Annotated in this window: 24 protein-coding genes and 2 pseudogenes; 16 read left to right on the top strand and 10 right to left on the bottom strand. The window is 67.0% G+C overall.

What is annotated here, in order from left to right; all coding sequences use genetic code 11:
• Positions 1–78: 78 nt before the first annotated feature.
• Positions 79–1,218 (bottom strand): FAD-dependent monooxygenase, encoded by a 1,140-nt coding sequence (locus tag I2456_RS22020; RefSeq protein ID WP_085075662.1) that lies wholly within the window; start codon positions 1,216–1,218, stop codon positions 79–81.
• A gap of 107 nt (positions 1,219–1,325) precedes the next feature.
• Between I2456_RS22020 and I2456_RS22015 the strand changes: the two genes are divergently transcribed.
• Positions 1,326–1,913 (top strand): TetR/AcrR family transcriptional regulator, encoded by a 588-nt coding sequence (locus I2456_RS22015; protein WP_085075661.1) that lies wholly within the window; start codon positions 1,326–1,328, stop codon positions 1,911–1,913.
• Here I2456_RS22015 and I2456_RS22010 read toward each other — a convergent pair.
• A complete protein-coding gene (locus I2456_RS22010) occupies positions 1,880–3,361 on the bottom strand; it encodes an acetyl-coenzyme A carboxylase carboxyl transferase subunits beta/alpha (RefSeq protein WP_085075660.1) in 1,482 nt (493 codons plus the stop codon). The genes I2456_RS22015 and I2456_RS22010 overlap by 34 nt on opposite strands.
• Positions 3,362–3,388: 27 nt before the next feature.
• Here I2456_RS22010 and I2456_RS22005 point away from each other — a divergent pair, with 27 nt between their 5' ends.
• From I2456_RS22005 to I2456_RS21970, 8 genes are all read left to right on the top strand, one after another.
• On the top strand, positions 3,389–4,120 hold the full coding sequence (locus I2456_RS22005; RefSeq protein ID WP_068165550.1) for an enoyl-CoA hydratase: 732 nt from the start codon (positions 3,389–3,391) through the stop codon (positions 4,118–4,120).
• A 5-nt stretch (positions 4,121–4,125) separates the two neighbouring features.
• Complete coding sequence (locus I2456_RS22000; protein ID WP_068028848.1) at positions 4,126–5,244, top strand: MBL fold metallo-hydrolase; 1,119 nt, start codon at positions 4,126–4,128, stop codon at positions 5,242–5,244.
• 30 nt (positions 5,245–5,274) lie between these two features.
• Complete coding sequence (locus I2456_RS21995; RefSeq protein WP_085075659.1) at positions 5,275–6,858, top strand: serine hydrolase; 1,584 nt, start codon at positions 5,275–5,277, stop codon at positions 6,856–6,858.
• Positions 6,855–9,224 carry an HAD-IC family P-type ATPase gene (locus I2456_RS21990; protein WP_085075658.1) on the top strand — a complete coding sequence of 790 codons (2,370 nt, stop codon included), beginning with the start codon at positions 6,855–6,857 and terminating at the stop codon, positions 9,222–9,224. The genes I2456_RS21995 and I2456_RS21990 overlap by 4 nt, the downstream gene beginning before the upstream one ends.
• 73 nt (positions 9,225–9,297) lie before the next feature.
• On the top strand, positions 9,298–9,477 hold the full coding sequence (locus tag I2456_RS21985) for an antitoxin (protein ID WP_068028838.1): 180 nt from the start codon (positions 9,298–9,300) through the stop codon (positions 9,475–9,477).
• Positions 9,478–9,481: 4 nt separating this feature from the next.
• Positions 9,482–9,937 (top strand): type II toxin-antitoxin system Rv0910 family toxin, encoded by a 456-nt coding sequence (locus tag I2456_RS21980; protein WP_068165541.1) that lies wholly within the window; start codon positions 9,482–9,484, stop codon positions 9,935–9,937.
• A 76-nt stretch (positions 9,938–10,013) separates the two neighbouring features.
• The gene (locus I2456_RS21975; RefSeq protein WP_085075657.1) at positions 10,014–10,790 is read left to right on the top strand and encodes a VOC family protein; all 777 of its coding nucleotides are present in this window, start codon (positions 10,014–10,016) and stop codon (positions 10,788–10,790) included.
• A gap of 63 nt (positions 10,791–10,853) precedes the next feature.
• Positions 10,854–11,282: a hypothetical protein gene (locus I2456_RS21970; RefSeq protein WP_068028828.1), complete on the top strand. Its 429-nt coding sequence runs from the start codon at positions 10,854–10,856 to the stop codon at positions 11,280–11,282.
• Positions 11,283–11,287: 5 nt separating this feature from the next.
• On the opposite strand, the gene I2456_RS21965 is transcribed toward I2456_RS21970, so the two are convergent.
• The 8 genes and pseudogenes from I2456_RS21965 to I2456_RS21930 form a co-directional block, all read right to left on the bottom strand.
• Positions 11,288–11,758 (bottom strand): VOC family protein, encoded by a 471-nt coding sequence (locus I2456_RS21965; protein WP_085075676.1) that lies wholly within the window; start codon positions 11,756–11,758, stop codon positions 11,288–11,290.
• Between the two features lie 57 nt (positions 11,759–11,815).
• Positions 11,816–12,268 (bottom strand): annotated as a pseudogene (locus tag I2456_RS21960) (IS30 family transposase); the annotation flags it as partial.
• A gap of 130 nt (positions 12,269–12,398) precedes the next feature.
• Positions 12,399–13,853, bottom strand: coding sequence for a group II intron reverse transcriptase/maturase (ltrA, locus tag I2456_RS21955; RefSeq protein WP_033711551.1), 1,455 nt, complete (start codon positions 13,851–13,853; stop codon positions 12,399–12,401).
• A 612-nt stretch (positions 13,854–14,465) separates the two neighbouring features.
• Positions 14,466–15,260, bottom strand: a pseudogene (locus tag I2456_RS21950) (IS30 family transposase); the annotation flags it as partial.
• Between the two features lie 83 nt (positions 15,261–15,343).
• Entirely contained in the window at positions 15,344–16,858 is a 1,515-nt protein-coding gene (locus I2456_RS21945; protein ID WP_085072469.1) for a carotenoid oxygenase family protein, read from the bottom strand.
• Positions 16,859–16,862: 4 nt separating this feature from the next.
• Positions 16,863–18,089 (bottom strand): acetyl-CoA acetyltransferase, encoded by a 1,227-nt coding sequence (locus I2456_RS21940; protein ID WP_085072470.1) that lies wholly within the window; start codon positions 18,087–18,089, stop codon positions 16,863–16,865.
• A 310-nt stretch (positions 18,090–18,399) separates the two neighbouring features.
• Positions 18,400–19,035, bottom strand: a complete 636-nt coding sequence (locus I2456_RS21935) for a DUF3298 domain-containing protein (RefSeq protein WP_241008022.1) — start codon at positions 19,033–19,035, stop codon at positions 18,400–18,402.
• A gap of 179 nt (positions 19,036–19,214) precedes the next feature.
• Entirely contained in the window at positions 19,215–20,186 is a 972-nt protein-coding gene (locus I2456_RS21930) for a Rieske 2Fe-2S domain-containing protein (RefSeq protein WP_085072472.1), read from the bottom strand.
• Positions 20,187–20,475: 289 nt separating this feature from the next.
• Between I2456_RS21930 and I2456_RS21925 the strand changes: the two genes are divergently transcribed.
• From I2456_RS21925 to I2456_RS21895, 7 genes are all read left to right on the top strand, one after another.
• Positions 20,476–21,591, top strand: coding sequence for an LLM class flavin-dependent oxidoreductase (locus tag I2456_RS21925; protein WP_085072473.1), 1,116 nt, complete (start codon positions 20,476–20,478; stop codon positions 21,589–21,591).
• Between the two features lie 254 nt (positions 21,592–21,845).
• Complete coding sequence (locus I2456_RS21920) at positions 21,846–22,940, top strand: tyrosine-type recombinase/integrase (RefSeq protein WP_085072474.1); 1,095 nt, start codon at positions 21,846–21,848, stop codon at positions 22,938–22,940.
• Positions 22,937–23,350, top strand: coding sequence for a hypothetical protein (locus I2456_RS21915; RefSeq protein WP_085072475.1), 414 nt, complete (start codon positions 22,937–22,939; stop codon positions 23,348–23,350). Before I2456_RS21920 ends, I2456_RS21915 begins: the two co-directional genes overlap by 4 nt.
• A 108-nt stretch (positions 23,351–23,458) precedes the next feature.
• The gene (locus I2456_RS21910; protein ID WP_241007787.1) at positions 23,459–23,665 is read left to right on the top strand and encodes a helix-turn-helix domain-containing protein; all 207 of its coding nucleotides are present in this window, start codon (positions 23,459–23,461) and stop codon (positions 23,663–23,665) included.
• A 366-nt stretch (positions 23,666–24,031) separates the two neighbouring features.
• Positions 24,032–25,210 carry an AAA family ATPase gene (locus tag I2456_RS21905; protein ID WP_085072476.1) on the top strand — a complete coding sequence of 393 codons (1,179 nt, stop codon included), beginning with the start codon at positions 24,032–24,034 and terminating at the stop codon, positions 25,208–25,210.
• 118 nt (positions 25,211–25,328) lie between these two features.
• A complete protein-coding gene (locus I2456_RS21900) occupies positions 25,329–25,700 on the top strand; it encodes a hypothetical protein (protein WP_241007786.1) in 372 nt (123 codons plus the stop codon).
• Entirely contained in the window at positions 25,697–26,287 is a 591-nt protein-coding gene (locus tag I2456_RS21895) for a hypothetical protein (RefSeq protein ID WP_139822953.1), read from the top strand. Before I2456_RS21900 ends, I2456_RS21895 begins: the two co-directional genes overlap by 4 nt.
• The last annotated feature ends 2 nt before the right edge of the window (positions 26,288–26,289 follow it).

Here is a 26,289-nt window from a genome sequence, read left to right as displayed (position 1 = left end):
TGGGCGGAGGCGGTGGGAGGATCACCGCCGGGTCGCCCACCGGCGCAGTCTCGTGCTCGCCAGGAAACGGCGGCGCTGTCAGCGGTAGACCAGTCCGCTGAGCCGCCAGGCCAATTGGCGCCGCACGGCAGGGATCTGTGCGGCCACCCGCAGGGCGGAGTTGCGGATCGGACGCAACGGCCGGGGCAGTGTCGAAATGCGGGTCAACCGCCCGGTCAACGTGAGCACCTGCTGTGCGCGCGCCCGCTGCGTCGCGCCGTAGGCGTCCAATACCGCTTCGGAATCCCCGCGAAGGACGTCGGTGAGCGCGTTCGCCAGCCCGATCGCGTCGGTGATGCCCAGGTTCATGCCCTGGCCGCCGGCGGGACTGTGCACGTGGGCGGCGTCGCCGGCCAGGATCAGCCGGCCGTTTCGGTAGCGGTCGGCCACGCGGTGCTGGATCCGGAACCGCGATCCCCAGAGCAGTTCGGTCACCACCGTGCGACCGGGCCCGTAACCGCGGGTGTCCAGCAGGTGCTGGGCGAACTCGGCGGTCGGCTCCCGCGGAGCGTCCGCGGCCGGCGCCACGATGCGGTAGATGCCGCCGGGCAGCGGCGCCAGCACGGTCAGGCCGTCGCGCCCATAGAAGAGGATGACTTCCTCGCGCGGCGCCGCACCGGTTACCCGGACATCGGCGAGCGCGAAGCACTCGGCGAACTCGCCGCCGGCGAAACCGATGCCGGCGTGCTCGCGCACCGTGCTGTGCATGCCGTCGGCGCCGACAATGTAATCGGCGGTCAGTGTCTGGCCGTCGTCGAAGGTGGCCGTGACGCCGTGCGCGTGCTCGGCGAGTGCCGTGACGGTTTTGGGCCGGATGGCCTGGCCACCCATCTCGCTGAGGCGCTGCGCCAGGATCTGTTCGGTGTCGGCCTGGGAGATCATCAACGTGTAGGGGTACTTCGTCGGCAACGCGCTGAAGTCGATGGGGATCAGTGTGCTGGCCCGTTGCCGCATGGAGAACCGCGGCGCGATGAGTCCGTTTTTCACCAGTCGCCAGGACACGTCGAGGTCTTCGAGCACTTCTAGGGTGCGGGCGTTGACGGCGGCGGCTCGCGAAGTGCTGGCGCCCGCCGGCAGCTTGTCGACGAGTATCGCGTCCACCCCGCGTGCGAGTAAGGCGGTGGTCAGCGTGAGGCCGGTCGGTCCGGCGCCGACGACCAGCACCTCGGTGTCGTTCATAGCTTGCTCCTTTCCTACGGCCGACTCATGTCAACAGTTGTTGACATGAGTCCATCGTGGCGCGCCGACACGTGCTTGTCAACGCTTGTTGGCCTACACTTGTTGACATGCGCCGGTCGTCAACGGAAACCAAGGCAGTCATCCTGGCCGCGGCGCGACGGCAGTTCGGGACGGTCGGCTTTGACGGCGCGACCATTCGGTCGATCGCCGCCGACGCCGGCGTGGACCCGGCGATGGTGATGCGCTATTACGGCAACAAGGGCCGACTGTTCGCCGCCGCCGCCGAATTCGACCTGCAGTTGCCCGAGTTTGCCGGCGTAGATCCCGCCCGACTTGGCCACGCGATGGTTCGCCACTTCCTGAAACGCTGGGAGGGCGACGACGCGCCGGTGATTCTGCTGCGCTCCAGTGCTACCAACGCCCAAGCCGCGCAACGGATGCGGGAGATTTTCGGCGTCCAGCTGCAGCCGTTGGTCGCTACGTTGGTGCCCGCCGCCGAGGCGCCGCGGCGCGCCGGGTTGATCGCCACCCAGATTCTCGGACTTGCGTTGTGCCGCTACGTGCTTGCGCTACCGCCGATCGCTGACATGGCACCCGAGGAAGTCGTCGAGTCGGTCGGCCCCACCATTGCGCGCTACCTCGGGGTGGAAGGCGCCGAAACTCAACTGTCGCCGGGCAACCCGATGCGCCGATAGCGGCCCAGCCGCGCGGCCAACCTGTCGGCCGTCGGCATCGCGCGCAGCGCGTGCACCTCGGTCGCTATCGCGTTCGCCAATCGCTGTGAGAACTCGACCGGCTCGTCGGCGGCGTCGGGATGCTCGGGCACCACGGCGTCGACGATTCCCGCGCGCAACAGATCCGACGACCGAATGCCCTGCGCTGCAGCGAGTTCCGGCGCATGATCGACGTCGCGGAAGACGATCGCGCTGGCGCCCTCCGGCGGCAACGGCGCCAACCACCCGTGCAGCGCGGCCAGCACCCGGTCGGCGGGCACCATGGCCAGGGCGGGTCCGCCGCTGCCCTGGCCCAGTAACACCGAGACCGTCGGGGTGTCCAACGTGACCAGCTCGGCTAGACATTGGGCGATCTGGCCGGCCAGGCCGCCCTGTTCGGCCTCGGCGGACAGCGCCGGCCCGGCGGTGTCGATCACCAGCACCAGCGGCAGGCGCAGCTCGGCGGCCAGCGCCATGCCGCGCCGCGCCTCGCGCAGCGACGCCGGCCCGACGATCCCGCCGACCACGCGTTGCTGGCCGAGGACCACGGCCGGCTGACCGGCGAAGCGGGCCAGCGCCAGCAGCGTCGTCGCGGCTTCACCGATACCGGTGTCGGACAACAACACTCGGTCGGTGGCGCCGTAGCGCAGCAGATGCGCGATACCGGGCCGGTCGGGGCGCCGCGACGCCACCACCGAATCCCAGGCGGGCACATCGGGCACCGGTTCCGGTGGCTGCGGCACCGGCGGCGGGCCGGGCTCGTCGGCGATGACGCGCAGCGCCCGGTCCACCATCGGTCGCAGCCCCTCCAACGCGACCACGCCGTCGATCACCCCGTACCGCTGCAGGTTCTCCGCGGTCTGCACGCCGGCCGGGAACGGTTCGCCGTAGAGCAACTCATAGACCCGGGGGCCCAGAAAGCCGATCAAGGCTCCCGGTTCGGCCACCGTGAGGTGGCCCAGCGAGCCCCACGATGCGAACACCCCGCCGGTGGTCGGGTTGCGCAGATACACCAGATAGGGCAGATGCGCCTGCTTGTGCAGTCGGACGGCCGCGGCGATCTTCACCATCTGCAGGAACGCGACGGTGCCCTCTTGCATGCGGGTACCGCCGGAGCTGGGCGAGGCCAGCAGCGGCAGCCGTTCGGCGGTGGCCCGCTGCACGGCCGCGGTGATCCGTTCCGCGGCCGCCACCCCGATCGAACCGCCCAGGAAGCTGAACTCGCAGACCACCACCGCGACCCGGCGCCCGAACACCCGGCCCTCGCCGGTCAGCACCGCTTCGTCCAGCCCGCTGGCCGCCCGGGCGCCGGCCAGATCCCGCGCGTAGGACTCCGAGATCGGCAGCGCAAGCGGCTCGTTATCCCAGCTGAGAAAGGACCCTTCGTCGAGCACCGCGTCCCGCAGTTGGTCGGTCGTGATACGACTCACCCAACGAGGCTATATATCCTGGCCCCCATGATCGGTGTCACCCAGACCGAAGCCGTGCTGACCATTGAGTTGCAGCGGCCCGAGCGGCGCAACGCGCTCAACTCCCAGCTGGTCGAGGACCTGCGTGAAGCCGTGTTGAAAGCCGGCGACGGCGAGATCCGCGCCATCGTGCTCACCGGCCAGGGCAGCGTCTTCTGCGCGGGTGCGGACCTCAGCGGCGACGCGTTCGCCGCGGACTACCCCGACCGGCTCGTCGAGCTGCACAAGGTCCTGGACGCCGCGCCGATCCCCATCGTCGGCGCCATCAACGGCCCGGCGATCGGCGCCGGCCTGCAGCTGGCCATGCAGTGTGACCTGCGGGTGGTCTCGCCGGATGCCTTCTTCCAGTTCCCGACGTCGAAGTACGGGCTGGCGCTGGACAACTGGAGCATCCGCCGCCTGAGCTCGCTGGTCGGCCACGGCCGGGCCCGGGCGATGCTGCTCACCGCGGAGAAACTGACCGCCGACGTGGCGCTGCAAACCGGGATGGCCAACCGGATCGGAACGCTGGCCGATGCGCAGGCCTGGGCCGCCGAGATCGCCGGCCTGGCACCGCTGGCCCTCCAGCACGCCAAGCGGGTGCTCAACGACGACGGCTCCATCGAGGAAGCCTGGCCGGTCCACAAAGAGCTATTCGACAAGGCCTGGGGCAGCCAGGATGTCATCGAGGCACAGGTCGCCCGCATCGAGAAGCGGCCGCCGCGATTCCAGGGGGCATAAAACTCATGACGCGCCGAGCGCTCCGACTGGCGGCCGGCACGGCCTCGTTGGCGGCCGGTAGCTGGGTGCTGCGGGCGCTGCACGGTGCGCCCTCAGCGCTGGGCGCCGACCCGGCGGCCATCCGGGCGGTCGCCGAGGGCTCACCCAACTATCGCGACGGTGTCTTCGAGAACATCGACCCAGCATCGATGTTCAACATGGATGCCGAGCAGCTGCGGCTGATCGCGTCGGAGTTCGTGGGGACGCGCAGCGCCAGCCGGCCGGCGGCACCGATTCCCCTGGCCGCCCCGGAGATCTACCAGGGCGAGCCGAGCCCACTGGCGGTCAGCTGGTTCGGCCACTCCACGGCGCTGCTGGAGATCGACGGTTACCGCATCCTGACCGACCCGGTCTGGAGTAACCGATGCTCGCCGTCGGACATCGTCGGCCCGCAACGGCTGCACCCGCCACCGGTCCAGCTCGAAGGGCTCCCGGCCATCGACGCCGTGGTCATCAGCCACGACCACTACGACCACCTCGACATCGACACCGTCGCGGCGCTGGTCCGCATGCAACGGGCCCCGTTCTTCGTGCCGCTCGGCGTGGGCGCCCACCTGCGGGCCTGGGGTGTGCCCGAGCACCGGATCGTCGAACTCGACTGGAATCAGAGCGGTCAGGTCGATCAGCTGACCATCGTCTGTGTGCCGGCGCGGCACTTCTCCGGACGCTTTCTGACCCGCAACAACACCTTGTGGGCATCGTGGGCGTTTGTCGGCCCCAGCCATCGGGCCTACTTCGGCGGCGACACCGGCTACACCAAAAGCTTCGCGCAGATCGGCGCCGACCATGGGCCCTTCGATGTGACCCTGATGCCCGTCGGCGCTTACAACACGGCGTGGCCGGACATCCACATGAACCCCGAGGAAGCGGTGCGGGCGCACCTGGACGTCACCGATGCACGGTCGGGGCTGCTGGTGCCGGTGCACTGGGGCACCTTCCGGCTGGCCCCGCACCCCTGGGCCGAGCCGATCGAGCGGGTGCTGGAGGCGGCCGACCCCGTCGGCGTGCAGGTGGCCGTGCCCATGCCGGGTCAGCGCATCGACCCGACGGCGCCGCTGCGGTTCCACCCGTGGTGGCGGCTCTGATTCGCTAGCGCGCCAGGCTAGGGTGCGGCCATGACCAAACGTGCGGCCAAAGCCGCCACAGCGGCCCTGGTGCTGGCCCTCGCGGCCTGCGGTCCCGCGCGACCGGTTGCCAATCCGCCGACGTCGTCGGCGAAACTGCCGCCCGGTGAGGTCTCCGCGGTGGACATTCCGGCGAGCCGCATCGACGACGCCATCGGCAAGGTCGACGGCCTCGTCGCGGACCTGATGAAGACCAGCGGCATCCCGGGCATGGCGGTCGCCATCGTGCACGGCGGAAAAACGGTGTACGCCAGAGGGTTCGGCGTCAAAGATGTGACCAAGGGCGACAACGCGGACAACAAGGTGAACCCGGACACCGTCTTCCAGTTGGCGTCGGTGTCCAAATCCGTGGGCGCCACGGTGATCGCACACCAGGTGACCGACCACGCCATCACCTGGGACACTCCCGTCGTCGACAAGTTGCCCTGGTTCGCGCTCAGCGATCCCTACGTCGGCACCCATGTCACCGTCGCCGACCTGTACTCCCACCGCTCCGGGCTGCCCGATCACGCCGGTGACCCGTTGGAAGACCTGGGCTACGACCGCAGGCAAGTGTTGGACCGCCTCAAACAACTACCGCTGGCGCCATTCCGAATCACCTACGCCTACACCAATTTCGGCGTCACCGCAGCGGCAGAAGCGGTCGCCGCCGCGGCCGGCAAGTCCTGGGAGGACCTGTCCGACGAGGTGCTCTACCGCCCGCTGGGCATGACGTCGACCAGCTCGAAGTTTGCCGACTTCATCGCCCGGCCCGACCACGCGGTCAACCATGTCAAGGTCGGCGACAAGTGGGAGGCACGCTTCCAGCGCGATCCCGACGCCCAATCGCCCGCGGGTGGGGTCAGTTCGTCGATCAACGACATGGCACGCTGGCTGACCATGGTGCTGGCTAACGGCACCTACAACGGCCAGCGGATCGCGGCGCCCGAAGCACTGCTACCCGCCTACACACCGCAGATCGTGTCGAGCCCGCCGACGTCGCCGAAAGACCGGCCCGTCTTCTACGGCCACGGCTTCAACGTGTCGGTGACCTCCTCGGGCCGCACCCAGTACAGCCACTCCGGCGCGTTCGGGCTTGGTGCGGCAACCAATTTCGTGGCGCTACCGTCGGAAGACCTGGCCATCATCGCGCTGACCAACGCCGCCCCCATCGGGGTACCGGAGACACTGACCGCCGAGTTCATGGACCTGGTGCAATACGGGCAGGTGCGCGAAGACTGGGCGGCGCTGTACCGCAACGCCTTCGCGCCGATGAACGCCCCGGAGGGCTCCCTGGTCGGCAAGCAACCCCCGGCCAACCCGGCGCCGCCGCGACCGCTTGCCGACTACGTCGGCGTCTACGCCAACGACTACTGGGGGCCCGCCACCGTCACCGAGCGTGACGGCCGGCTGCAATTGACCCTCGGCCCGAAGAACCGCACCTTCGACCTGACCCACTGGGACGGTGACACGTTCACCTTCGGCTTGTCCTCGGAGAACGCGCCGCCGGGAACGATTTCCAAAGCGACCTTCTCCGGCGCCACGCTCAACCTCGGGTATTACGACGACAACAAGCTCGGAACATTCACCCGATGACCGCCGGGCTGACCGAAGCCGAAGTTGCGCAACGGGTCTCCGAGGGCAAGACCAATGATGTCCCCGACCGCGCCACGCGCAGCATTGCCCACATCGTGCGGGCCAACGTCTTCACCCGGATCAACGCAATCCTGGGTGTGCTGTTCGTCATCGTCGTCGCGACGGGCTCGGTCATCAACGGGCTCTTCGGCCTGCTCATCATCGCCAACAGCATCATCGGCATGGTTCAGGAAATCCGGGCCAAACAAACCTTGGACAAGCTGGCCATCGTCGGCCAAGCAAAGCCGCTGATACGCAGGGAATCCGGGACACGAATGCTGCCTCCGGAGGAGGTGGTGCTCGACGACATCATCGAACTCGGACCCGGCGATCAGATCGTGGTGGACGGCGAGGTCGTGGAGGAAGAAAACCTCGAGGTCGACGAATCCCTGTTGACCGGCGAGGCCGACCCGGTCGCCAAAGACGCCGGCGACGCGGTGATGTCGGGCAGTTTCGTCGTCGCGGGCACCGGCGCCTACCGCGCCACCAAGGTCGGCAGCCAGGCCTACGCGGCCAAACTCGCCGCCGAGGCCAGCAAGTTCACCCTGGTGAAATCCGAACTGCGCAACGGCATCAACAAGATCCTGCAGTTCGTCACCTACCTGTTGATCCCCGCCGGCCTGCTCACCATCTACACCCAACTGTTCACCACCAAAGCAGGTTGGCGAGAGTCGGTGCTGCGCATGGTGGGGGCTTTGGTGCCCATGGTGCCCGAAGGCCTGGTACTGATGACGTCGATCGCCTTCGCCGTCGGCGTCATCCGCCTCGGTCAACGCCGCTGCCTGGTCCAGGAATTGCCGGCCATCGAGGGACTGGCCCGCGTCGACGTGGTCTGCGCGGACAAGACGGGCACCTTGACCGAAAGCGGCATGCGGGTGGCCGACGTCGAACGCCTGCAGCCTGATGTGCAGGTGGCCGACGTCCTTGCCGCACTGGCCGCCGCGGACACCCGCCCCAACGCCAGCATGCAGGCCATCGCCGAGGTCTACGACTCGACGCCGGGCTGGACCCCCACGGCCACCAGGCCTTTCAAGTCCGCGACCAAGTGGAGCGGCGTGTCGTTCGGTGACCACGGCGACTGGGTGATCGGCGCACCGGACGTGCTGCTCGACCCGGGCTCCGCCGCGGCCGCACAAGCCGAGCGGATCGGCGCGCAGGGCCTGCGCGTATTGCTGTTGGGCGCAAGCGAAATGGTCGTCGACCACCCCGATGCGCCCGGCAACGTCACCCCGGTCGCACTGGTGGTCCTCGAGCAGAAGGTGCGGCCCGATGCCCGCGACACCATCGATTACTTTGCCGCACAAGGCGTTGCGGTCAAGGTCATCTCCGGTGACAACGCGGTGTCGGTTGGCGCGGTCGCGGACAAACTCGGCCTGCACGGTCACACCCTCGATGCCCGCCGGCTACCCACGGAGCAAACCGAACTGGCCGACGCGCTGGACAACTACACCACCTTCGGCCGGGTCCGGCCCGACCAGAAGCGGGCCATCGTGCACGCACTGCAATCACACGGCCACCACGTGGCCATGACCGGCGACGGCGTGAACGACGTGCTGGCCCTCAAGGACGCCGACATCGGTGTCGCGATGGGCGCGGGCAGCCCCGCCTCGCGGGCGGTAGCGCAGATCGTGTTGCTGGACAACAAGTTCGCCACCTTGCCGTACGTCGTCGGGGAGGGGCGGCGAGTCATCGGCAACATCGAGCGCGTCGCCAACTTGTTCCTGACCAAGACGGTGTATTCGGCGCTGCTGGCCCTGCTGGTGGGTCTGGAATGCTTGCTGGCCAAGCCGTTGGGCGCCGACCCGCTGCTCTACCCGTTTCAGCCCATCCACGTGACGATCGCCGCCTGGTTCACCATCGGCATCCCGTCGTTCATCCTGTCGCTGGCCCCCAACAACGAGCGCGCCTATCCCGGCTTCGTGCGGCGCGTGCTGACCTCCGCGCTGCCGTCCGGACTGATCGTCGGCGTGGCCACGTTCGCCTCCTACTTGGCCGCCTACCACGGCCGCCACGCGACCTGGGTCGAGCAGGACCAGGCTTCGACCGCCGCGCTGATCACCTTGCTGATGACCGCGCTGTGGGTGCTCGCGGTGGTGGCGCGCCCCTATCAGTGGTGGCGGGTGGGCCTGGTCGTCGCTTCCGCCCTGGCCTATGTGTTGATCTTCAGCCTGCCGCTGGCGCGGGAGAAGTTCTTCCTTGACCCGTCGAATGTGACTGTGACCTCGACCGCGGTGGGAATCGGCGTCCTGGGGGCCGCCTTGATCGAGGCCACCTGGTGGATACGGGCCAGGCTGCTGGGCGTGCAACCGCGGTTGTGGCGCGAATAGCACCACTGAGTAAGGTTTCACCAGCACAGAAGGGTTCCGCTGGAGTGGGACCCGGGGGAAGGACGGTACCCGCATGGGATTCGTGGACAAAGCCAAGGACCTGCTGTCGCAGAACGCCGACAAGGTCGAAACCGCAATCACCAAGGCCGGCGAGTTCGTCGACGAGAAGACGCAAGGCAAGTACACCGACACCATTCACAAGGTGCAGGAACAGGCCAGGAAAGTCGTCGACACCGGCGAACAACAGAACTGAGCACATGGCGAAACTTTCTGGATCCATCGACGTCCCGCTGCCTCCTGAGGAGGCGTGGAATCATGCCTCCGACCTGTCGCGGTACAAGGAGTGGCTGACCATCCACAAGGTCTGGCGCAGCCCGCTGCCCGATGTCATCGAGAAGGGCACGGTCGTCGAGTCCTATGTCGAGGTCAAGGGCATGCCCAACCGCATCAAGTGGACGGTGGTGCGGTACAAGCCGCCGGAAGGCATGACGCTCAACGGTGACGGTGTCGGCGGGGTGAAGGTGAAGCTGATGGCCAAGGTCGCCCCCAAGGGCGACGGCTCGGTGGTCAGCTTCGACGTGCACCTCGGCGGGCCGGCGCTGTTCGGGCCCATCGGCATGGTGGTCGCGGCGGCGCTGAAGACCGACATTCGGGAGTCGTTGCAGAACTTCCTCGCGGTGTTCGCCGGTTCGGAGCGCAAGCCGTCCGGGTGAGGCGATGAGTTTTCCCCTGGTGGTGAGTCGGTATAGCTGAACCCCGCTCGGGGGCCGACTACACGAGGAGGTCATCGTGCCCATCCGTACCGGCGCGCCGCTGGGCGCTCCCTGCTGGATCGACCTGACGACATCGGATCTCGACCGCGCTCAAGACTTCTACGGCACCGTGTTCGGGTGGACGTTCGAGTCCGCCGGGCCCGAGTACGGCGGCTACGTCAACGCCGCCAAGGACGGGCACCCCGTCGCGGGCCTGATGGCCAACCGGCCGGAGTTCGGATATCCGGACAAGTGGGCCACGTACTTCCACACCGCCGACATCGAGGCAACCGCAGCCAAGGTGGCCCCCGCCGGTGGTTCGGTATGCGTGAATCCCATGGAGGTACCGGCCAAGGGCCTAATGGCCGTGGCCACCGACCCGTCGGGTGCCGATTTCGGCATGTGGCAGCCGCTGGAACACCGCGGCTACGAAATCATCGGTGAGGCCGGCGCCCCGGTGTGGCACCAGCTGACCACGCGCGACTACCGCGCCGCCGTCGACTTCTACCGCGCCGTCTTCGACTGGCGCACCGAGCAGGTGGGTGACACCGACGAATTCCGCTACACCACAGCATGGTTCGGCGATGAACAACTGCTCGGCGTGATGGACGGGGCGGCGATGCTCGGCGCGGAAGTTCCCTCGCAGTGGAGCATCTTCTTCGGTGCCCACGATGTGGACAAGACGCTGCAGGTGATCACCGAGCACGGCGGCGCGGTGCTTCGGGGCGCCGAGGACACTCCCTATGGGCGGCTGGCGGCCGCCACCGACCCTACCGGCGTCGTCTTCAACCTGTCGTCGCTGGACGGGGGCTAGTCGTCCTGGCTGCTGCGCGTGCCGAGCGCGCGGCGGGGGCACCGCCCTATTAACCTCGCAGCTATGAGTCGCCGCCTGCGCCCTGGCTGGCTCGTGGCGCTGTGCGCGCTGATCCTGGCGGTCAGCACCTGGCTGCCCTGGTTGACGACGCACGTCAACGGCGGTGGCTGGGCCAACGCCATCGGCGGCACCCACGGCAGTCTGGAGTTACCGCGGGGCTTCGGCGCCGGTCAACTCATTGTGCTGTTGTCGTCGTCGCTCATCGTGGCCGGTGCCATGGTGGGCCGCGGGTTGTCGGTGCGCGTTTCTTCGGTTGCGGCGCTGGTCGTTTCGCTGCTGATCGGCGCGCTGACGGTGTGGTACTACCAGGTCAACGTCAAACCGCCGGTGCTGGCCGAGTACGGGCTCTACGTCGGTGCGGCAAGTGCCGCCTGCGCGCTGGTGTGCTCGCTCTGGGCCTTGGCTGCGGCATTAGCCGGCGGCAGGCGCTGAGGGGTTCAGGCCGAGGGGAATTCGTGCTTGCCCGACGCCGAGCTGTCGCCGGGTTCGTCGGCTCCGTACACGAACGGGGCGAACACAACTTCGCGGCCATCGGGATCGCGAAACGTGACGGCTCCCATCGCCTCCCAGTAGGGGTGCTGGGGCACGAGCTGAGCGGCGGCCTCGCGTAGCCGCGCCAGCGCCGCCTGCTGGGTCTGCCGATCCGGGAAGTACAGGCACAGCTGTTCGTGGGGGTCGACCGCGACGGGCTCCTGGGCCTCGACGATCTCCATGGTCAGGTGGGAGCTGGGTAGGCCGAAGATGGCGCCGTTGCTGCCGTAGCTCTCCTCGAACGTCTCATACAGCGGCAGCCCGACCAATTCGCGGTAAAACCGCACGGTCTCCAGGAAGTTCGACGAGCGACGGGCAAAGCGGATGGAACCGATCTGCGCCAGGTGGTCGGGCCAATGCGTTATCCGCCGCGGCATTTTGGTCGCCTCCAATCCGTCGAGCCTGTATTTTCGCAGGCCGCTACTCGGGCGGATTCAAGGTTTGCTTGCAACAGTGGCTGTTGACGCGCTCGACAGTAGCCGATCGAGCATCTTGGCGGGGCTGTCCCAGTCGAATCGCTTTCGTGGCCGGTTGTTGAGTTCGGCAGCAACCTCGTCGAGGTAGGCAGCTGAGTGGATTGATAAGTCGGTGCCCTTCGGAAAGTATTGGCGCAAGAGGCCGTTGGTGTTTTCGTTGCTGCCGCGTTGCCAGGGTGAATGTGGGTCGCAGAAGTAGATGTCGAGGTCAGCGGCAAGGCTGATACGGCCGTGAGCGGCCATTTCGTGGCCTTGATCCCAGGTTAGGGTCTTCCACAGATCTCGTGGCAGGACTTGGATTTTGGCGATCATGGCCTCGGCGACCACATCGGCCTGGCGGCTAGCGGGTAGGTGCAGCAGCTGCACGAATCCAGTGGAGCGCTCGACTAGGGTGCCTATCTGAGAGGCCTGGTTCTTGCCGATGATGTAGGGGTCGGACCGGGGCGCGGTGCCGGGATTGCTCCTGGCCCGTTTCCCCGGCCCGCCCTCCGCACCGGACGTGCGACTCTCGTCGCATCCGGCGCTCCACGGACTGCCACCGTTATGCGGGGACCGAGGTCGCCGCTGTGCTGGTCCACGGTGTGGGGATGTTGCTCGCCCGCCACCGATACCGAGTGATCGGAACGGTGGTGGTATCGAACATGACGATCCCATTCTCTTGCGGACGATTGCCTGGCCTTCCGGTCAGGAACCGCCGGTAGAGCTCCGCCCACGTGATCCGCTTGTGCCGTTTGAGCAGCCACTGGGTGACCCGATGCCAGGCAAAGGAATCGAGGTATCCGAAGGTTGCCTTCGACACACCGTGACGGAAATACGCACACCATCCTCGGAGCACCGGGTTGAGGCGTCCGAGGAGATCAGCAAGGCCATGATGACGTGCCTTCTTGGTCAGCGCCCGCACCTTCGTCATGATCGAAAGCAGCGCCTTCTTCGACGGGTAGGTGTAGACAGCTGCCTTGTTCGTGCCCTTCTTGCGGCGCCGCTGGATGCGGAATCCGAGAAAGTCGAACCCCTCGTCGAGGTGGCATACCTGGGTCTTCTCCACGGATAGCCGTAGCCCCAGTGGGGCAATGACATCCGCGACTTCGTCCCATAATGCGTCCGCGTGCGCTTTGGTTCCGGCCACCATGATCACGAAATCGTCGGCATAGCGGACGATCCGATAGGTGGCCCCGCCACGTTTGCGATGGGCATCTCGCCGCTGAGATGTCCGATGGGCATCCCATTTCACACGGAAATGTGCGTCCAACACCGTCAGAGCGATGTTGGCCAGCAGCGGTGAGAGTATGCCACCCTGGGGTGTGCCGGTATCAGATTCCCTGACCGTTCCGTCGCCAGACATGATGCCCGCCTTCAGGAATGCCTTGATCAGGGCCAGGACCCGCTTGTCGACGATCCGCGTGCGTACTCGTTCCATGATGGCGGAGTGAGCCAGTTCGTCGAAACACGCCGCGATGTCAGCCTCGAAGACCCAGTGATAGTTCCGGGTCCCCAAAGCATGTATCTCGGCGATCGCGTCCTGAGCGCGACGTCGGGGACGGAAACCGTAACTGACCGGCTCGAAATCCGCCTCGAAGATCGGCTCCAACACCAACAGCAACGACGCTTGAACCGTGCGGTCCATCGCCGTGGGAATACCGAGCCGCCTGAGTTTGCTGCTCCCTGGTTTGGGAATGAGTATCTCCCGCACCGGAAGTGGAGCAAATGTCCGTGCCTTCAGTTCGGTTCGAACGTGGCTCAGGAACGCCACCGTCTCGGCATCTCCGGTTATGGACGCAGGAGTCAGCCGGTCGACACCGGCTGAGCGTGCGCCCTTGTTGCCCCGCACCCGTTCCCACGCGACGGTGAGAAAGTCCGGGTGGTGGACGAGGTTGAACACATCATCAAAGCGGCGGTCGGAATCTTCGACCGCCCAGTGGTGCAGCTTGCGTTGCATCTGTCGTACCTGCCATGCCGCCTGATCGGGATCGGGCCATGACAGCTCACCGGTATTCACCAGTGCCTCCGTTCGTGTCGTGTTCGCTGCATCAATTCCGCTGGGGCCCTTCGCCATGCACGAGGCTTTCCCCCGCTCGGACTACTACGGCCCCTCCGCCCCACCGCGTGGCCATCGACAGACGACGCGTCAACCCGGATTCGGCGCCCTCGGCTGAGGACGACGACACGGGAGCCTCGCGATGGTTCCCACGTTCACTGCTGACCGCTCGAGGAGGGAGGTGCCCAGCTATGCCCCTGCGATATCGCCACGGCTACGCCGCAGGCATTCACCGTGGCCTCCAGCGGCAGCGACCTAAACCGCAGCCGGAGTTCCCAACACCGAGACGCCAGTGGTGTTGGTGCGCATCGCAGACCAGCCCGAATCCACCGGGTTAGAGCTGGCGGGAGACTTGAGAGGCGTTAAAACACTGGTTCCTCGCGTACACCTTCTCCTCATGCTTGCCGGACCCAGGCCATCCGGTAGTGCCGGCCTGTCCCGTCGTTGTCGGGGCTGCTTACCACCCTCGCCGGCGTCTCCCGGTCCAGGCTGCCCCCAGCTTCGTTACGCTGCTGCGACAGCACAACGGCGCAGGTCTCTCACCTCCGCTCGGTCACACAGCGCCTCGTGGCGCACGAGGTCTCCCTCCCAATGCCCAGGTACGGCGCGGTCGGCGGCCTCGGCGGGGCGCTCGCTGATGTTGACCATGCCCGGAATGCGGCTGCGACCATCTCCTGCGCGAGCTCTCTTACGGGGTCGACGCAGCGCGCGCCCGGTGCGCAGGCAGGTGACCAGATCGCGGCGTAACTCACCGCGTCCTTGCACGTAAAGCGCTCGGTAGATGGTCTCGTGGGACACGTGCATCTCCGGGCTGTCGGGATAGGTCTTGGCTAGCTCGCCGGCGATCTGCTCCGGGCTGTATTTCTTAGTCAACAATGCCTGCACCTTGCCGGCCAACTGCGGGCAGCGGGTCAGCTTGCCGGCCTTCGGGCGGCGCGCCCGTTCCTCGCTCCGGCGTTGAGCGATCCGCGCCGAATACCCCGACGTGGCATCCCACCCGCACTGGCGGGCCCCGAACCGATACTTAGCCCGATAGCGACCGGTCAGACCGCGAGCAGCGCCGTTTCGGTCAATCTCGCGCATGACCGTTGACGGCGCCCGCTTCAATCGATGAGCGATCAAGCGAATCGACTCACCTCGTGAGGTGCCGATCATGATCTGTTCGCGCTCCTCAGGCGACAGCCGCGGACGCTTGCGCCCCTGTGGCGCTTGCAGTTGTGGATTCACGCCACCAAATCTGCAAAACCATCTCCAGCCGCAGCTTCCAGACACGCCGACAGCAACACCGGCATCCTCTGAAGACCATCCCGCAGCGATCAACTCCCAGAACCGACGCCGAGCCGATAACCCCTGCCATTGGCGCGTCACCGAACACTCCTTACTACGAAGTGTTGCAATTACCCCCTGAACCCAAGTCGTGATTTGCCTGCAAAATTACCGGCTCGCGGAAATCACAGCCCGACCGCGCCGGCCGCTGATTCCGCGCTGTTCCAGCGGCGCAACTGGCCACCCGGCACCCATGTCGAATGCGTGCCGCTGGAAATGCGTTCGGGCAATTGCAGTTTGCACACCGGCCCGTCCAGCAGCCGAGCCGCGTCGAAGACCAGACAGTAGGAGGCGTCGTCGTTCATGTCGGTGGTGAGAGTGACCAGATAGCCGTCGTCTTCGGCGCTACCGCCGACCCGGGGAGCCATCGCGGTCTCGCTGCCGTAGACGCCCTCGCCCAACGAGTAGTGCTCCTGTCCGCCGGTCAGTAAGTCGTGCTTGACCAGGCCGTCGAACAGGAACCAGCCCGGCTTGCCGGTGGCGGCATAGGCGTAGCGGTAGGCGCGGGCCGCGTAGTCGGCGTTGATGGTGCCGAATTCGGTGATCGCTTCCGACAGCCGTTCTTCCTTCACCGCTCCGGTGACCAGGTTGAGCCGCCAGCGATGCAGCCGGGCTTGCAGACGGTCCAAGGCCAAGAATCGAAACAGCTTGTCCCACTTGCCGCCACCGGTGTCCAGCGGCTGGGGATCTGCTTCGAAGAAGCCGTCGAGCACAATCTCGTCGCCGTCCTCATAGGCGTTGGTGAAGTGCAGCACGAACGTCGGGTCGGCCTCGAACCAGCGAATGTCGGCGGTCGAGCCACGCCGCGGGATCACCGCGAACCGCGACGGGAGGTCGGGGTAGAAGCGCGGCAGGTGCACATCGTGTTCCAGCAGGCGCGGATCCCAGAACAGCGGAAAGTCGTTGAGGATCGCGTAGTTCTCGGTGAATGCCATGTCGTGCGGCAGACGCGGTCCGGGCAGCGGGATGTCGACGTGGTGGGCCAGGTCGTTGTTTTCGTCCACGACTCCGTAGCGCAGGTACGGGTCTTGCTTGCTGTAGCTGAAGAACAACAGCTCACCGGTTTGGTTGTCTACCTTGGGATGTGCCGAGACTCCCCAGTCGACCGGGAAGCGGCCGTTCCAGCTCTCTTTGCCCAGCGTGTTGGCCGAGTAGGGGTCCAGCCGGTAGAGATCGCCACATTGGTAGAAGCTGGTCAACGCGATACCGCGGTGGACGACGACGTCGGTGCTCGACGCGTCCTTCATCAGGGTCCTTGCGCCCCAACCCGTTTCCCGCTTGGCGAATTGCACCGGCTCGGCCAGACCCGGCCACAGCGGCTCACCCGCTTCGTTCTCGGCGAGGAATCCGTCGGTGCGGACGAAGCGGTTGCGGTAGAACGCTTTTCCGTCGCGGAATCCGACGACGTGAATCATGCCGTCGCCGTCGAACGGGTGGTAGGTCTTGAACGCGGGGTGCAGCGGGTTTTCGGTGTTGCGCAGGTAGATGCCGTCCAAGTCGCGCGGGATGTCACCCGCGACGACGGTCAGGTCGTCGGCATCCCACTCGGTGGTCTGTGGTCGCCACGGACCGGTCCGGTAGGGGTGGTGGTCGTCCTCGGGCAGGGTCGACAGGAATTTGCCGACGATTTCGACGTCCATGTGGTCATGCGCCTTCGGTTGTGGTGACGACGAAACTCACGGTGGTGGCGGTACTGCCACCGAAATTGAGCGTGCCGAAAGTCTGCGCGTCCTCGACCTGGTAGTCGCCCGCGGTGCCGCTGACTTGCTTGGCCGCGTCCAGCAGCATGCGCACACCCGAGGCGCCGACCGGGTGCCCGCCGCCGATCAGCCCGCCGCTGGGGTTGATCGGCAACGGGCCGCCGATCTCGATCTCGCCGTTTTCGATGGCCTTCCATGATTCGCCCGGGCCGGTGAGCCCGATGTGGTCGATGGCCAGGTACTCGCTGGGGGTGAAGCAGTCGTGCACCTCGAACCCGTCCACGTCGTCCAGGGTGACCCGCGCGCGGCGTAACGCGTCCAGAACGGCTGCACGGACGTGGGGCAGCACATACGGGTCCTCGGCACTGCGGGTCAGCTTCTGGCGTAAACCCAGGCCGACGGTGCGGTGACCCCACCCGTCGATACGGCCCACCGGGCGCGCGCCGGGGTGTGCCCGCAAGTAGGCGTCGTTGACCAGGACGACACCGGCGCCGCCATCGGTCATCTGGCTGCAGTCGAACCGGCGCAGGCGGCCTTCGGTGACCGGGTTGGTCGCGTCGTCGTCGGTGATCGGGTCGGGGACGGTCCAGCCGCGGGTTTGAGCGTTGGGGTTGCGCCGCGCATTGGCGAAGTTGGTCTGGGCGATGGCCCGCAGGTGGGTGTCGTCCAAGCCGTAGCGGCGGTCGTATTCGTCGGCGACGTCGGAGAACATCGAGGGCCACAGGTACCGCGCCTGCCCTCCTTCGTGCCCGGTCCAGGCCGCCGCCCCCAGATGCTGGGCGGCGACGTCACCCGGGACGGTCTTTTCCAGTTCGACGCCGACGACCAGCGCGCTGTCGTAAAAACCGGCGCGCAGGTCGGCCATCGCCGCCAGGACCGCGACGCTGCCCGACGCGCACGCCGCTTCGTGCCGTGCGGCCGGGGTGTCCCAGAGGCCGTCGCACACGGTGGCCGGCATGGCCCCCAGATGGCCTTGGCCGGCGAACATCTCCCCGAAGGCATTGGCGACGTGGATGACGCCGATGTCGGAGGCGGACACGCGCGCCGAGGCCAGCGTCGCATTGACGACTTCTTCGGTCAGAGCCGCGAAATCGCGGTCCTCTCTGGCCAGGTTGCGGGCGAAATCGCTCTGGTAGCCGCCGAGAATCCACACGCTAGCCGCGCCGTCCATACGCGGCACGGTACTCCGCCGGTTCAGCTCTCTTCGGAAGAGTTGCTGAACCGGCCATATATAAGGCGGTCCCGTCGGCTCTCGGGCTGAACCGACGGGACCTGAGTGGACGTATAGGCCGGCCGATACGCCCACCTCCGTTGGATCATTACCGCCAGCGGGGTGTAACAAACATTTATCCCACCGGGCGGGTGTGGTGAACACCTACGGCCACTTCATCTGCGGCAGCGCGACTTTTGGTGTGTGTCAACCATGAACTGGCAGTTCGCACGGCACCGCGCCGGGTCATCGGCACCGATTCGGGTGCGCCTCAGTCGTGGGTGAGTGCCCCCATATTGGGCGCCAACACGTCGGCCAGTGCCGACCACGGCACGGTGATAACCGCCAAGCCATGCCCGAATTGGTAGTCGGCGAAATGCAGTTCCAGGCCCGCCGAGGTCGGGATCCAGTTGGCGAAGTTTGCAGCCACCGGCTGGTTTCCCGGTTCGTCGGGCATCAGGTCCGGACCGCCGCCGTAGACCCGCGGGAAGATGAGTTTGGTTTGCTCGGAGAGCCGGTTGAGGCCGCTCTGTTGATTGGCGAACAGCGTGGCCAGGGTGATGGGCTGGGCGGTGCGGGCATCGATGACGACGGTGCTCACGTAATTGCTCGGGTGCGCGGCGTGTTTGGCTGAGTAGACACCGACGATGACTTGGGCAACCGCGACCGCGCGGAAGCTGACGGTCGGAGTCGATTCGAAAGTCCACTCGGCGTCCGGACTCGCCTCGGTGCGGGCTTGGTCGAGTTGGTCGCGTGCTGACGCGGTGCTGGCGTTGTTGAAAGCGTCGATCACCGCGGCGTCGCCGCCGGAAATCTGGCCGAAGCGGGCGTTCCATTGGCCGCGGCGATCATCGGTCGCGCCGGTGATCGAGGCCGTTGTCACCCGGTAGCTCTGGCCGTTGGCCATGCCGGAGTCGGCGACGGTGGTCGTGGTCGTGGTCGTGGTGGCTACCGAGGTCGGTGGTGGTGAGGTCGGCGCCGACGTCGACGTGGTGGTGTTCTTCGGTGGTCCGCCACAGGCGGTTGCCACCGTGGCCACTACGGCGAGTGCGACGGCGACGCGCCTGCTGCGGTGCACGTGTGCGGTCAATTCGGGGCCGGCACTTCGGCGTCGTACGACTGTTGCGCCCAGGTGCGAAACTCCATGATCGCGCCCTCGCCCTGCGCCAACTTGGGGCGATCGCGGTAGACCTTGTTCTCCCAGATCGGGATGTCCTGCTCGATCTGCTTGCAGAAGTCGCGGGCGAAACCCTTTCCCATTCTGGTCATTTCGCCGGTGTCGGGATCGATGGCGACGAAGAAGGTGTAGCGGGCCTCGACGTACTCGCCGTCGATCGGCGTGACGGTCAGGATGGTGCAGGACCGGCCCAGTCCGCGATGCCGTACCACGTCGACCCCCATGCCGAACAGTTCGGAGTCGACCGCGCCGGACACCGGGCCGCGCGGGGTCTCGAAGTTGACCTCGGCGACCGCGCGAAACAGATGCCCGTCCTCCGATACGTCGAGCGCGCCGAAGGCCGACACCCCGTGCACCGTCGCGAAGTGTGCGATGTCGACGGTGTTTTCGAACACTTCCTGTGGATGGGACCGGAAAGTCCACTTGGCGTCTTCGGGCGCGTAGAACGTGAAAGCGGCGTCGTCGCTTTCGGGAATCTTGGGCAGCTCCCACTCCGGTGCGGAACCGCTGGGGGAGTGCCAGACGAAGATGATCCCGGCGCGCTCGACCGTGGGCCATGCCCTCAACTTCGCGGTGGGATTAGGGCGCTTGGTATAAGGGATTTCGACGTTGGCGCCGTGCCCGTCGAACTTCCAGCCGTGGAACGGGCACACCACACAGTCCTCGCGCACCGATCCACCGACGCCGATGTCGGCGCCCAGGTGGGGGCAATACGCATCCAGGACGTACGCGGTGCCCGAGGAGCCGCGGTAACACACCAGGCGCCGGCCGAAGTAATACAGCCCGACGACGTCACCGGCTTCGACGTCCCGGCTGTAGGCGACCTGAAACCACCCTTTCGGGTAGTCGGCGAACGGGAACCGACGTGCAGTGACCGGCATTGACGGCCTTCCAATGTGCCTAAGTTAACTGTCTTTACTATAACAGTGGCAATTCTGGGCCGGTGCCACGCAACTCTTCCGATAGAGGCGGCCGCCCGACTTGCGCCTGGCCTCAAGCGCCCTGGCGCGCCGCGATTCGAGGCTAGGAGTAACACGGCCTGGATAACAACATCTGAGCACGGCAGGTTGGGAGATATGAGGCTAAGTCACTTGTCGGTCCACCGCGATCGGCATTGCCCGGTCCGGCGGCGCATTCGGCCTGCGTAGCAGGGAATGTGACGCAGCTCTGATGAAGATCGCGTGCGAGGTGCCCTGGCAGAGTCGGCAATTCACCGTCCCGCTGGAGCGCATCACTCGCTGCGAGCAACTGGGGTTCGACGCGGTCTTCACCGCTGAGGGCGCGGGTTCGGACGCGCTGACGCCGCTGGCCTATATCGCGGCCCACACTTCGAAGATTCGGCTCGGCACGCACGTCGCGACGGTGACCGCGCGTCCGGCAACCGTGCTGGCACAGGGTCTGGCGACCATCGACGCGATGGCAGGTGGCGGCCGGGTGATCGCCGGTGTCGGCGCAGGGTTTCCCAGCATCGCAGAGGGCTGGCATGGCCGGCCCTGGGGAAAACCCGTGCGCCGAATGCGCGATTATGTCGGCGTCCTGCGTCAGGCTTTCGCGAGCCAGGGTGCGCGGGACACGAGCGGCAACGCGATAGAGAGCACCGAACTGTACTGGGAGCAGTCACGCGCACGCCTCGCCAATCCCGTACGGTGCCAGAGTTCGGAGACCAGCCTTCCCTACAGCGGCTCCGGCGCGCTGGGTGTCTTGCCGTGGGCCATGCCTGTCGAGTCCGGCTTCGAGCCGGAGGTGCACCTGGCCGCCGTCGGCCCGCAAATGCTCGAGTTGACCGCGGAAATCGCCGACGGATGGTTCCCATGGGGTTTCGCACCGGGAATGATGCCGACCTTTCAGCGGCAACTCGACGCCGGTTTTGCGCGCCGCACGGACGGCAAGAGGCGTGCCGAATTCGATGTCTGGGCGATCGTCGACCTCCTCGTCTGCGATGACGTCGCGGCCGGTATCGACCTCTTCCGCGCCTACGTCGTGGAGTGGTCGGAGTACATGCGGCTGCAAACCGAGGCGCTCGGGTTCACCGGCCTTTGCGACCGGCTCGCCGAGCTCGTGGCCGCGGGCCGCCGCAACGAGGCGCTCGCCGCCGTCCCCGACGACTACGTCGACACGGCATTCCTGATCGGCTCGCACCGGCGGATCGCCAAGCGTCTGCAGTCGTGGATGGAATCGGGTGCGACCGGTCTGATCTTCCGCTACGGACCGCAGGTTCAGGTCGGAGCCCACGACATCGCCGAGGACATGGACATCTGGGAGACGATCGCCAAGGCGACGAGCTAGCGCACGCCCGGTCGGGCGCGCGCATCGAGCGCAGTTCCACGCCGTCACCCCGTAAGCGGAAGTCATACTCACCGGAAAGTGCCCCCGGCAGGATTCGAACCTGACAGAACCTGCGGGCCGACCGAATCGCCGACCTGCTGATTTGTCCGCTTGACCTGCATATAAGCCCGCTCCGCCGTTCCGGCAGTTATAGTCACTTTCGGACACGTTGGGACACTCAAGTTGCATGAATCTTGCACGGAATGGCGGGGGATATGGCGCGGAAACGGCGGGGATTCGGGCGGCTGCGGCAACTGCCGTCAGGGCGCTGGCAGGCCGCCTACGTCGGCCCCGATGCCAAGTTGCACAAGGCGCCGCGAACATACGCCAGCGAGCACGACGCGGAGGGCTGGCTCGCCGCCGAACGCCGCAAGATCGACCTCGGCACGTGGGGCGCCGTCGAACGCTCCGACGGTGTGACGCTACGCCGCTACGCCGACAGGTGGATAGAGCAGCGCGCCCTGCGGACCCGCACTCAGTCGCTGTACGAGTCGATGCTTGAGCGGCTGATCCTGCCCGAGCTCGGCGACGCGAAACTGACCGCTCTCACGCCGGCGCGAGTGCGCGAGTGGCACGCCGGGCTCGGCACCAAGCACCCGACCCGCAACGCTCACGCCTACGCCCTGCTGCACGCAATCTGCGCGACCGCGGTCGCCGACGAGTTGCTCGACGCCAACCCGTGCCGTATCCGGGCGGCGATGCAGACCAAGCGGCGCCGCTCGATCGACGTGCTCACGCCCGTCCAGCTCGACGCCCTGGCCGCGGCGATGCCGGCCGAACTGTGCGCGAGTGTGCTGCTCGCCGCGTGGTGCGGGCTGCGCTGGGGGGAGACCTCGGAGCTGCGCCGGCGTGACGTGAGCGCCGACCACAGCGTGCTTCACATTCGCCGCGCCGTCACCTACCGCGCCGGCCGATTCACCGTCGGCGAACCGAAAACCGCGGCCGGGTCGCGCGACGTGACCGTGCCGCCGCACCTGCGGCCCATCTTGGCGGCGCACCTGCGCGAGCACGTCGGCCGCGGCGGTGAGGCGCTGCTCTTCGCCGACGCCGGCGGCACTCACTTGAGGCCTGACCGCTACCGGGCGCATTGGGAGAAAGCGCGCGCCGCGATTGGCAAACCACGCTTTCGGGTGCACGACCTGCGGCACGTCGGCGCGGTGCTCGCGGCGCAGTCGGGTGCGACGACTGCCGAGCTGATGCATCGGCTCGGGCACACAACGCCGCAAATGGCGTTGCGGTATCAGCACGTCGGCGAGGGCCGCGACGCCGAAATCGCGCGCCGCCTGTCGAAGCTGGCGGTCGCAGGATGACCAGACCGCACCGGGGCGCGGTGCTGCTCGAATACCGTTGCCGCGCAAAGGGTTGCCTGCTGTTGCAGATATGGCAAACCCCGGACGGTCCAAAGTTCCGCGCGCCCGCCAACCGTGTCTCGGGCCGCTACGGCTTGGCCCGCAACGTCGAGCGATCGGCCCTGACGGGCGAGTGGGCCGAGATGCCCGGTTGGGAGGGTCCGGGCGCGCCGGCGGAAACCTCCGATTGGGTCGGCTGGCTCGCCGATTACCCGCCAGAGTTCGCATGGTTACGGCTGGTGTGCACTCACGTCGACGAAACTGCGTGGGTGCGCGATCTGCACGCTGACCTCGCGGGCGCGTCACCGGGCCGCCCGGTCCGCATTCTGCGACCCGACACCGGGGGCGGAACCGGCCGCGGTATTGCGTAACCGGACACTCGTAATCTACGGTTCAGAATTACAAGGTTGTTGTTGCCCGTCATGGAATGACGAATCTGAGGTAACCGCAGGGCCGCTCAGGAACCGGAAGGTTCCACCGTGCCCAGAAAGACCGAACCCTCCGCTGCACGCCCCGAGCTGATCGGCATTCAGGAAGCCGCCGACCGTCTTGGCGTCTCTTACCGCAGCGTTCGTCGCTACATTTCCGCCGGCCGGCTCAACGCCGTTCGGGTCGGGCCGCGGCTGTTAAAGGTTCGCGCCGACGACCTCGACGCCCTGATGCGGCCCGTCGGCGGCGCTGCCTGAAAACCGTTGCCATACATGCCATCAACGAGAAAAGCGGAGCGTCCCGAACTGACCGCCCGGGACGCCACCACCACTATCGAATCCACCAGCCGATGCCGCGAAACAAAGGACAGCGGATATGGCGGAGGCTAACCGACCACAGGGATACACGCCCGCGGCGCGGGGCTGGCAGGCTCGACGTGTCGCCGCCGCCCGGTGCGAGCCGCTGCCCTGCGGGCATCACAACCACCGAGACCCGATGCGCTGTGTCCTCGCCTCACGGCCGCCACTGACCCCTCACCAGCTTGAAGGGTGGCGCCACGCGATCGGACACCTGACCGAGCACGGCTTGCTTCCGCTGGTCCCTGCTGACGTTGCCGCGGCGCTATGCGGGAGGGCCGCCTGATTCCCGATATCCCGTACGGCCGCGACTATCCCGAGCCTGTCTGGGTCGACGAAGACGGCCGGTCCATGCCCGACCAGAACAACGTGTCCGCCGTCTGCCTCGACGCCGGCCGGGACACGCCAAGCCGTCCGACGTTCCGCTCTCAGTTGCTCTCGGTCGCCGACCTCGCGGTGCTGCCGCCGGTGCGGCCCCTGGTCGACGGGCTGCTCTATCAGAACACCCTCGCCCAACTCTCCGGCGGCCCCGGCACCTACAAGAGTTTCGTCGCCGTCGATATCGCTTGCGCGCTGGCATCCGGGCAGAACAGTTGGGAAGGTCACCGGATCCGCGACCGCACGAGGGTGGTCTACGTCGCCGCCGAAGGTGCCACCGGGTTGCGTGCCCGCATCCTGGCGTGGTGTGAACACCACGGCGTCGACCCCGGCCGCGTCGATGGCTGGCTGCTGATCTTGCCGATGCCGATCCAACTCGGCGCGGTCGTCGAAGTCGACGATGCGGTCGCGATGGCTCGCGAGGTCGGCGCGGGTCTGCTGGTGATCGACACCCGCGCCCGCTGCACCCTCGCGCTCGAAGAAAACAGCGCCACCGAGCAAGGCGTCGCCGTGGCGGCGGCCGAGCGGATACGCGCCGCCGCCGGCTGCACCGTCTGGGGGATTCACCACACCGGCCGCAACGGTTCGACCCCGCGCGGATCGACGGCTTGGGACGGCGCGGTCTGGTCTGACCTCCGCCTCACCGCCCCTGACGCATTTCGGGTCGAAATCAAGGTCGAGAAGCATAAGGACGCGCCGAGTGGCAAAACATTTCAGTACCGGCTCGTCCCGCACACCGTCTCCGAAGCGCTCATGCCCGGCGTTGACGAGCAATTCCGAAAGTCGCTGGTCGTTTTCTCACTCGCCGATGAGAAGTTCACGGAAACTCTCACTGGTTCGTGCGAAACGCTTGCGAATCTCGCTGAGAAATCGTGCGGCATCGAAGGGCTCACGCGGTCCCAGCTCGTCAAGCTCGCAGTCGAGTCCGGGATGAACCAAGCGACCGCCTACCGAGCCGCAAACACACTGATAAACAGGAGTGCGCTTGTCAACATCGGCACGGATAAGCGACCTCGATACCGCTACCTCGGGCCGACCCTCGACAGCAGCGAGACCGATACAGCATGAGAATTTCTCACCCGATTCGCACGCCGATTCATCACTCGCGCTCAAAATTCTCACTCCCTCCCTCTCCCCGGAGGCGAGAGGGAGTGCGAATGAGAAATGAGAATTGGAGGTGGTCGCCGTGAGCCCGCGCGTGACGACGGCGCTGGTCGATGACGACCGTTCGGTGTGTTTGTGCGACGCCGGTGCTTCCGACTACGCCGCGGTGACCGCCGTGCGCCCCGACGGGACGGTCCTGCTGCTGCTCGCCGAGAAGGACGGTATCGGCGACCCGGCTGCGGTGTTCGACGCCGGCTGCGCCGACGCCCCGCACGAGCAGCCCGGCCCGCTGCCGGCGCTCTGGCAAACCCGCGTCGAGCTCGCCCCACTCCGGTGCGGCCGGCGCACGCTGCGCGGCGGCCGCTGCCGTATGCCTGTCGGCCAGCCCGGACAAGCGTGCGGCTGGCACCGCCGCGCCCCCGACGACACCGATAGACAGGAGACGACCCCGTGAAATCACCCGCCGGCCCCCGGCCCGGCCCGACCGCCCGGCGGCGCGCCAAGAAACGCGCCCGCCCGATCGGTGAATTGGCCCGACTCTGCCGCTGCCGTAGAGGACTGGTGACCGACGGCGACACCTGCGCGCTGTGCGCTGCCGGCAAGGCCCCGCCTCGCTTCGACCCCGCGCCGACCGCTGACACAGTGCCTGAGCCGGACGCCGAGCTGGTCGACCTCACGCCGCCGGTCGATCATCTCGTCGACCACGCGGCGCCCGAACCCGCCAGCATCCCTGAGCCGCCGCCGACAATCACTCAGCCGACCACCCGCTCCGCCGGCGGGCACCTAAGCTGCGCCGCGTGCCAGAGACGGTTCGGCCGCCGCGCCACCGTCGTCGTATTCGGGCCGCCCGACGTGCCCGGCGCTCTCGTCGTCTGCCAGTTATGCGCCACCGACGCCGACCGGCACCGCGCCCTGTTCCCGGGCTGCGGCCGCTATCACGCCGCACGCGATCACGGCGGCCAGCACGTTACCGCGGCACGCGCGCGGGCCCTGCACCCCACCTCGACCCTGTTCGCGGCTGCACGGCCGCCACAGCCCTAAGA

The organism is Mycobacterium kubicae (assembly GCF_015689175.1).
Taxonomy (GTDB): domain Bacteria; phylum Actinomycetota; class Actinomycetes; order Mycobacteriales; family Mycobacteriaceae; genus Mycobacterium; species Mycobacterium kubicae.
The sequence above is the reverse complement of the archived record's forward strand: the minus strand, read 5'-3'. Positions and strand labels throughout refer to the sequence as shown.

Coding starts and splice junctions, on each gene's coding strand:
- I2456_RS21915 (WP_085072475.1), top strand. CDS start 22,937: ATGACCAGACCGCACCGGGGCGCGGTGCTGCTCGAATACCGTTGCCGC.
- I2456_RS21990 (WP_085075658.1), top strand. CDS start 6,855: ATGACCGCCGGGCTGACCGAAGCCGAAGTTGCGCAACGGGTCTCCGAG.
- I2456_RS22015 (WP_085075661.1), top strand. CDS start 1,326: ATGCGCCGGTCGTCAACGGAAACCAAGGCAGTCATCCTGGCCGCGGCG.
- I2456_RS21980 (WP_068165541.1), top strand. CDS start 9,482: ATGGCGAAACTTTCTGGATCCATCGACGTCCCGCTGCCTCCTGAGGAG.
- I2456_RS22000 (WP_068028848.1), top strand. CDS start 4,126: ATGACGCGCCGAGCGCTCCGACTGGCGGCCGGCACGGCCTCGTTGGCG.
- I2456_RS21965 (WP_085075676.1), bottom strand. CDS start 11,758: ATGCCGCGGCGGATAACGCATTGGCCCGACCACCTGGCGCAGATCGGT.
- I2456_RS21945 (WP_085072469.1), bottom strand. CDS start 16,858: ATGGACGTCGAAATCGTCGGCAAATTCCTGTCGACCCTGCCCGAGGAC.
- I2456_RS21985 (WP_068028838.1), top strand. CDS start 9,298: ATGGGATTCGTGGACAAAGCCAAGGACCTGCTGTCGCAGAACGCCGAC.
- I2456_RS21995 (WP_085075659.1), top strand. CDS start 5,275: ATGACCAAACGTGCGGCCAAAGCCGCCACAGCGGCCCTGGTGCTGGCC.
- I2456_RS22005 (WP_068165550.1), top strand. CDS start 3,389: ATGATCGGTGTCACCCAGACCGAAGCCGTGCTGACCATTGAGTTGCAG.
- I2456_RS21925 (WP_085072473.1), top strand. CDS start 20,476: ATGAAGATCGCGTGCGAGGTGCCCTGGCAGAGTCGGCAATTCACCGTC.
- I2456_RS21935 (WP_241008022.1), bottom strand. CDS start 19,035: ATGGCCAACGGCCAGAGCTACCGGGTGACAACGGCCTCGATCACCGGC.
- I2456_RS21940 (WP_085072470.1), bottom strand. CDS start 18,089: ATGGACGGCGCGGCTAGCGTGTGGATTCTCGGCGGCTACCAGAGCGAT.
- I2456_RS21920 (WP_085072474.1), top strand. CDS start 21,846: ATGGCGCGGAAACGGCGGGGATTCGGGCGGCTGCGGCAACTGCCGTCA.
- I2456_RS21970 (WP_068028828.1), top strand. CDS start 10,854: ATGAGTCGCCGCCTGCGCCCTGGCTGGCTCGTGGCGCTGTGCGCGCTG.
- I2456_RS22020 (WP_085075662.1), bottom strand. CDS start 1,218: ATGAACGACACCGAGGTGCTGGTCGTCGGCGCCGGACCGACCGGCCTC.
- I2456_RS21930 (WP_085072472.1), bottom strand. CDS start 20,186: ATGCCGGTCACTGCACGTCGGTTCCCGTTCGCCGACTACCCGAAAGGG.
- I2456_RS21905 (WP_085072476.1), top strand. CDS start 24,032: ATGCGGGAGGGCCGCCTGATTCCCGATATCCCGTACGGCCGCGACTAT.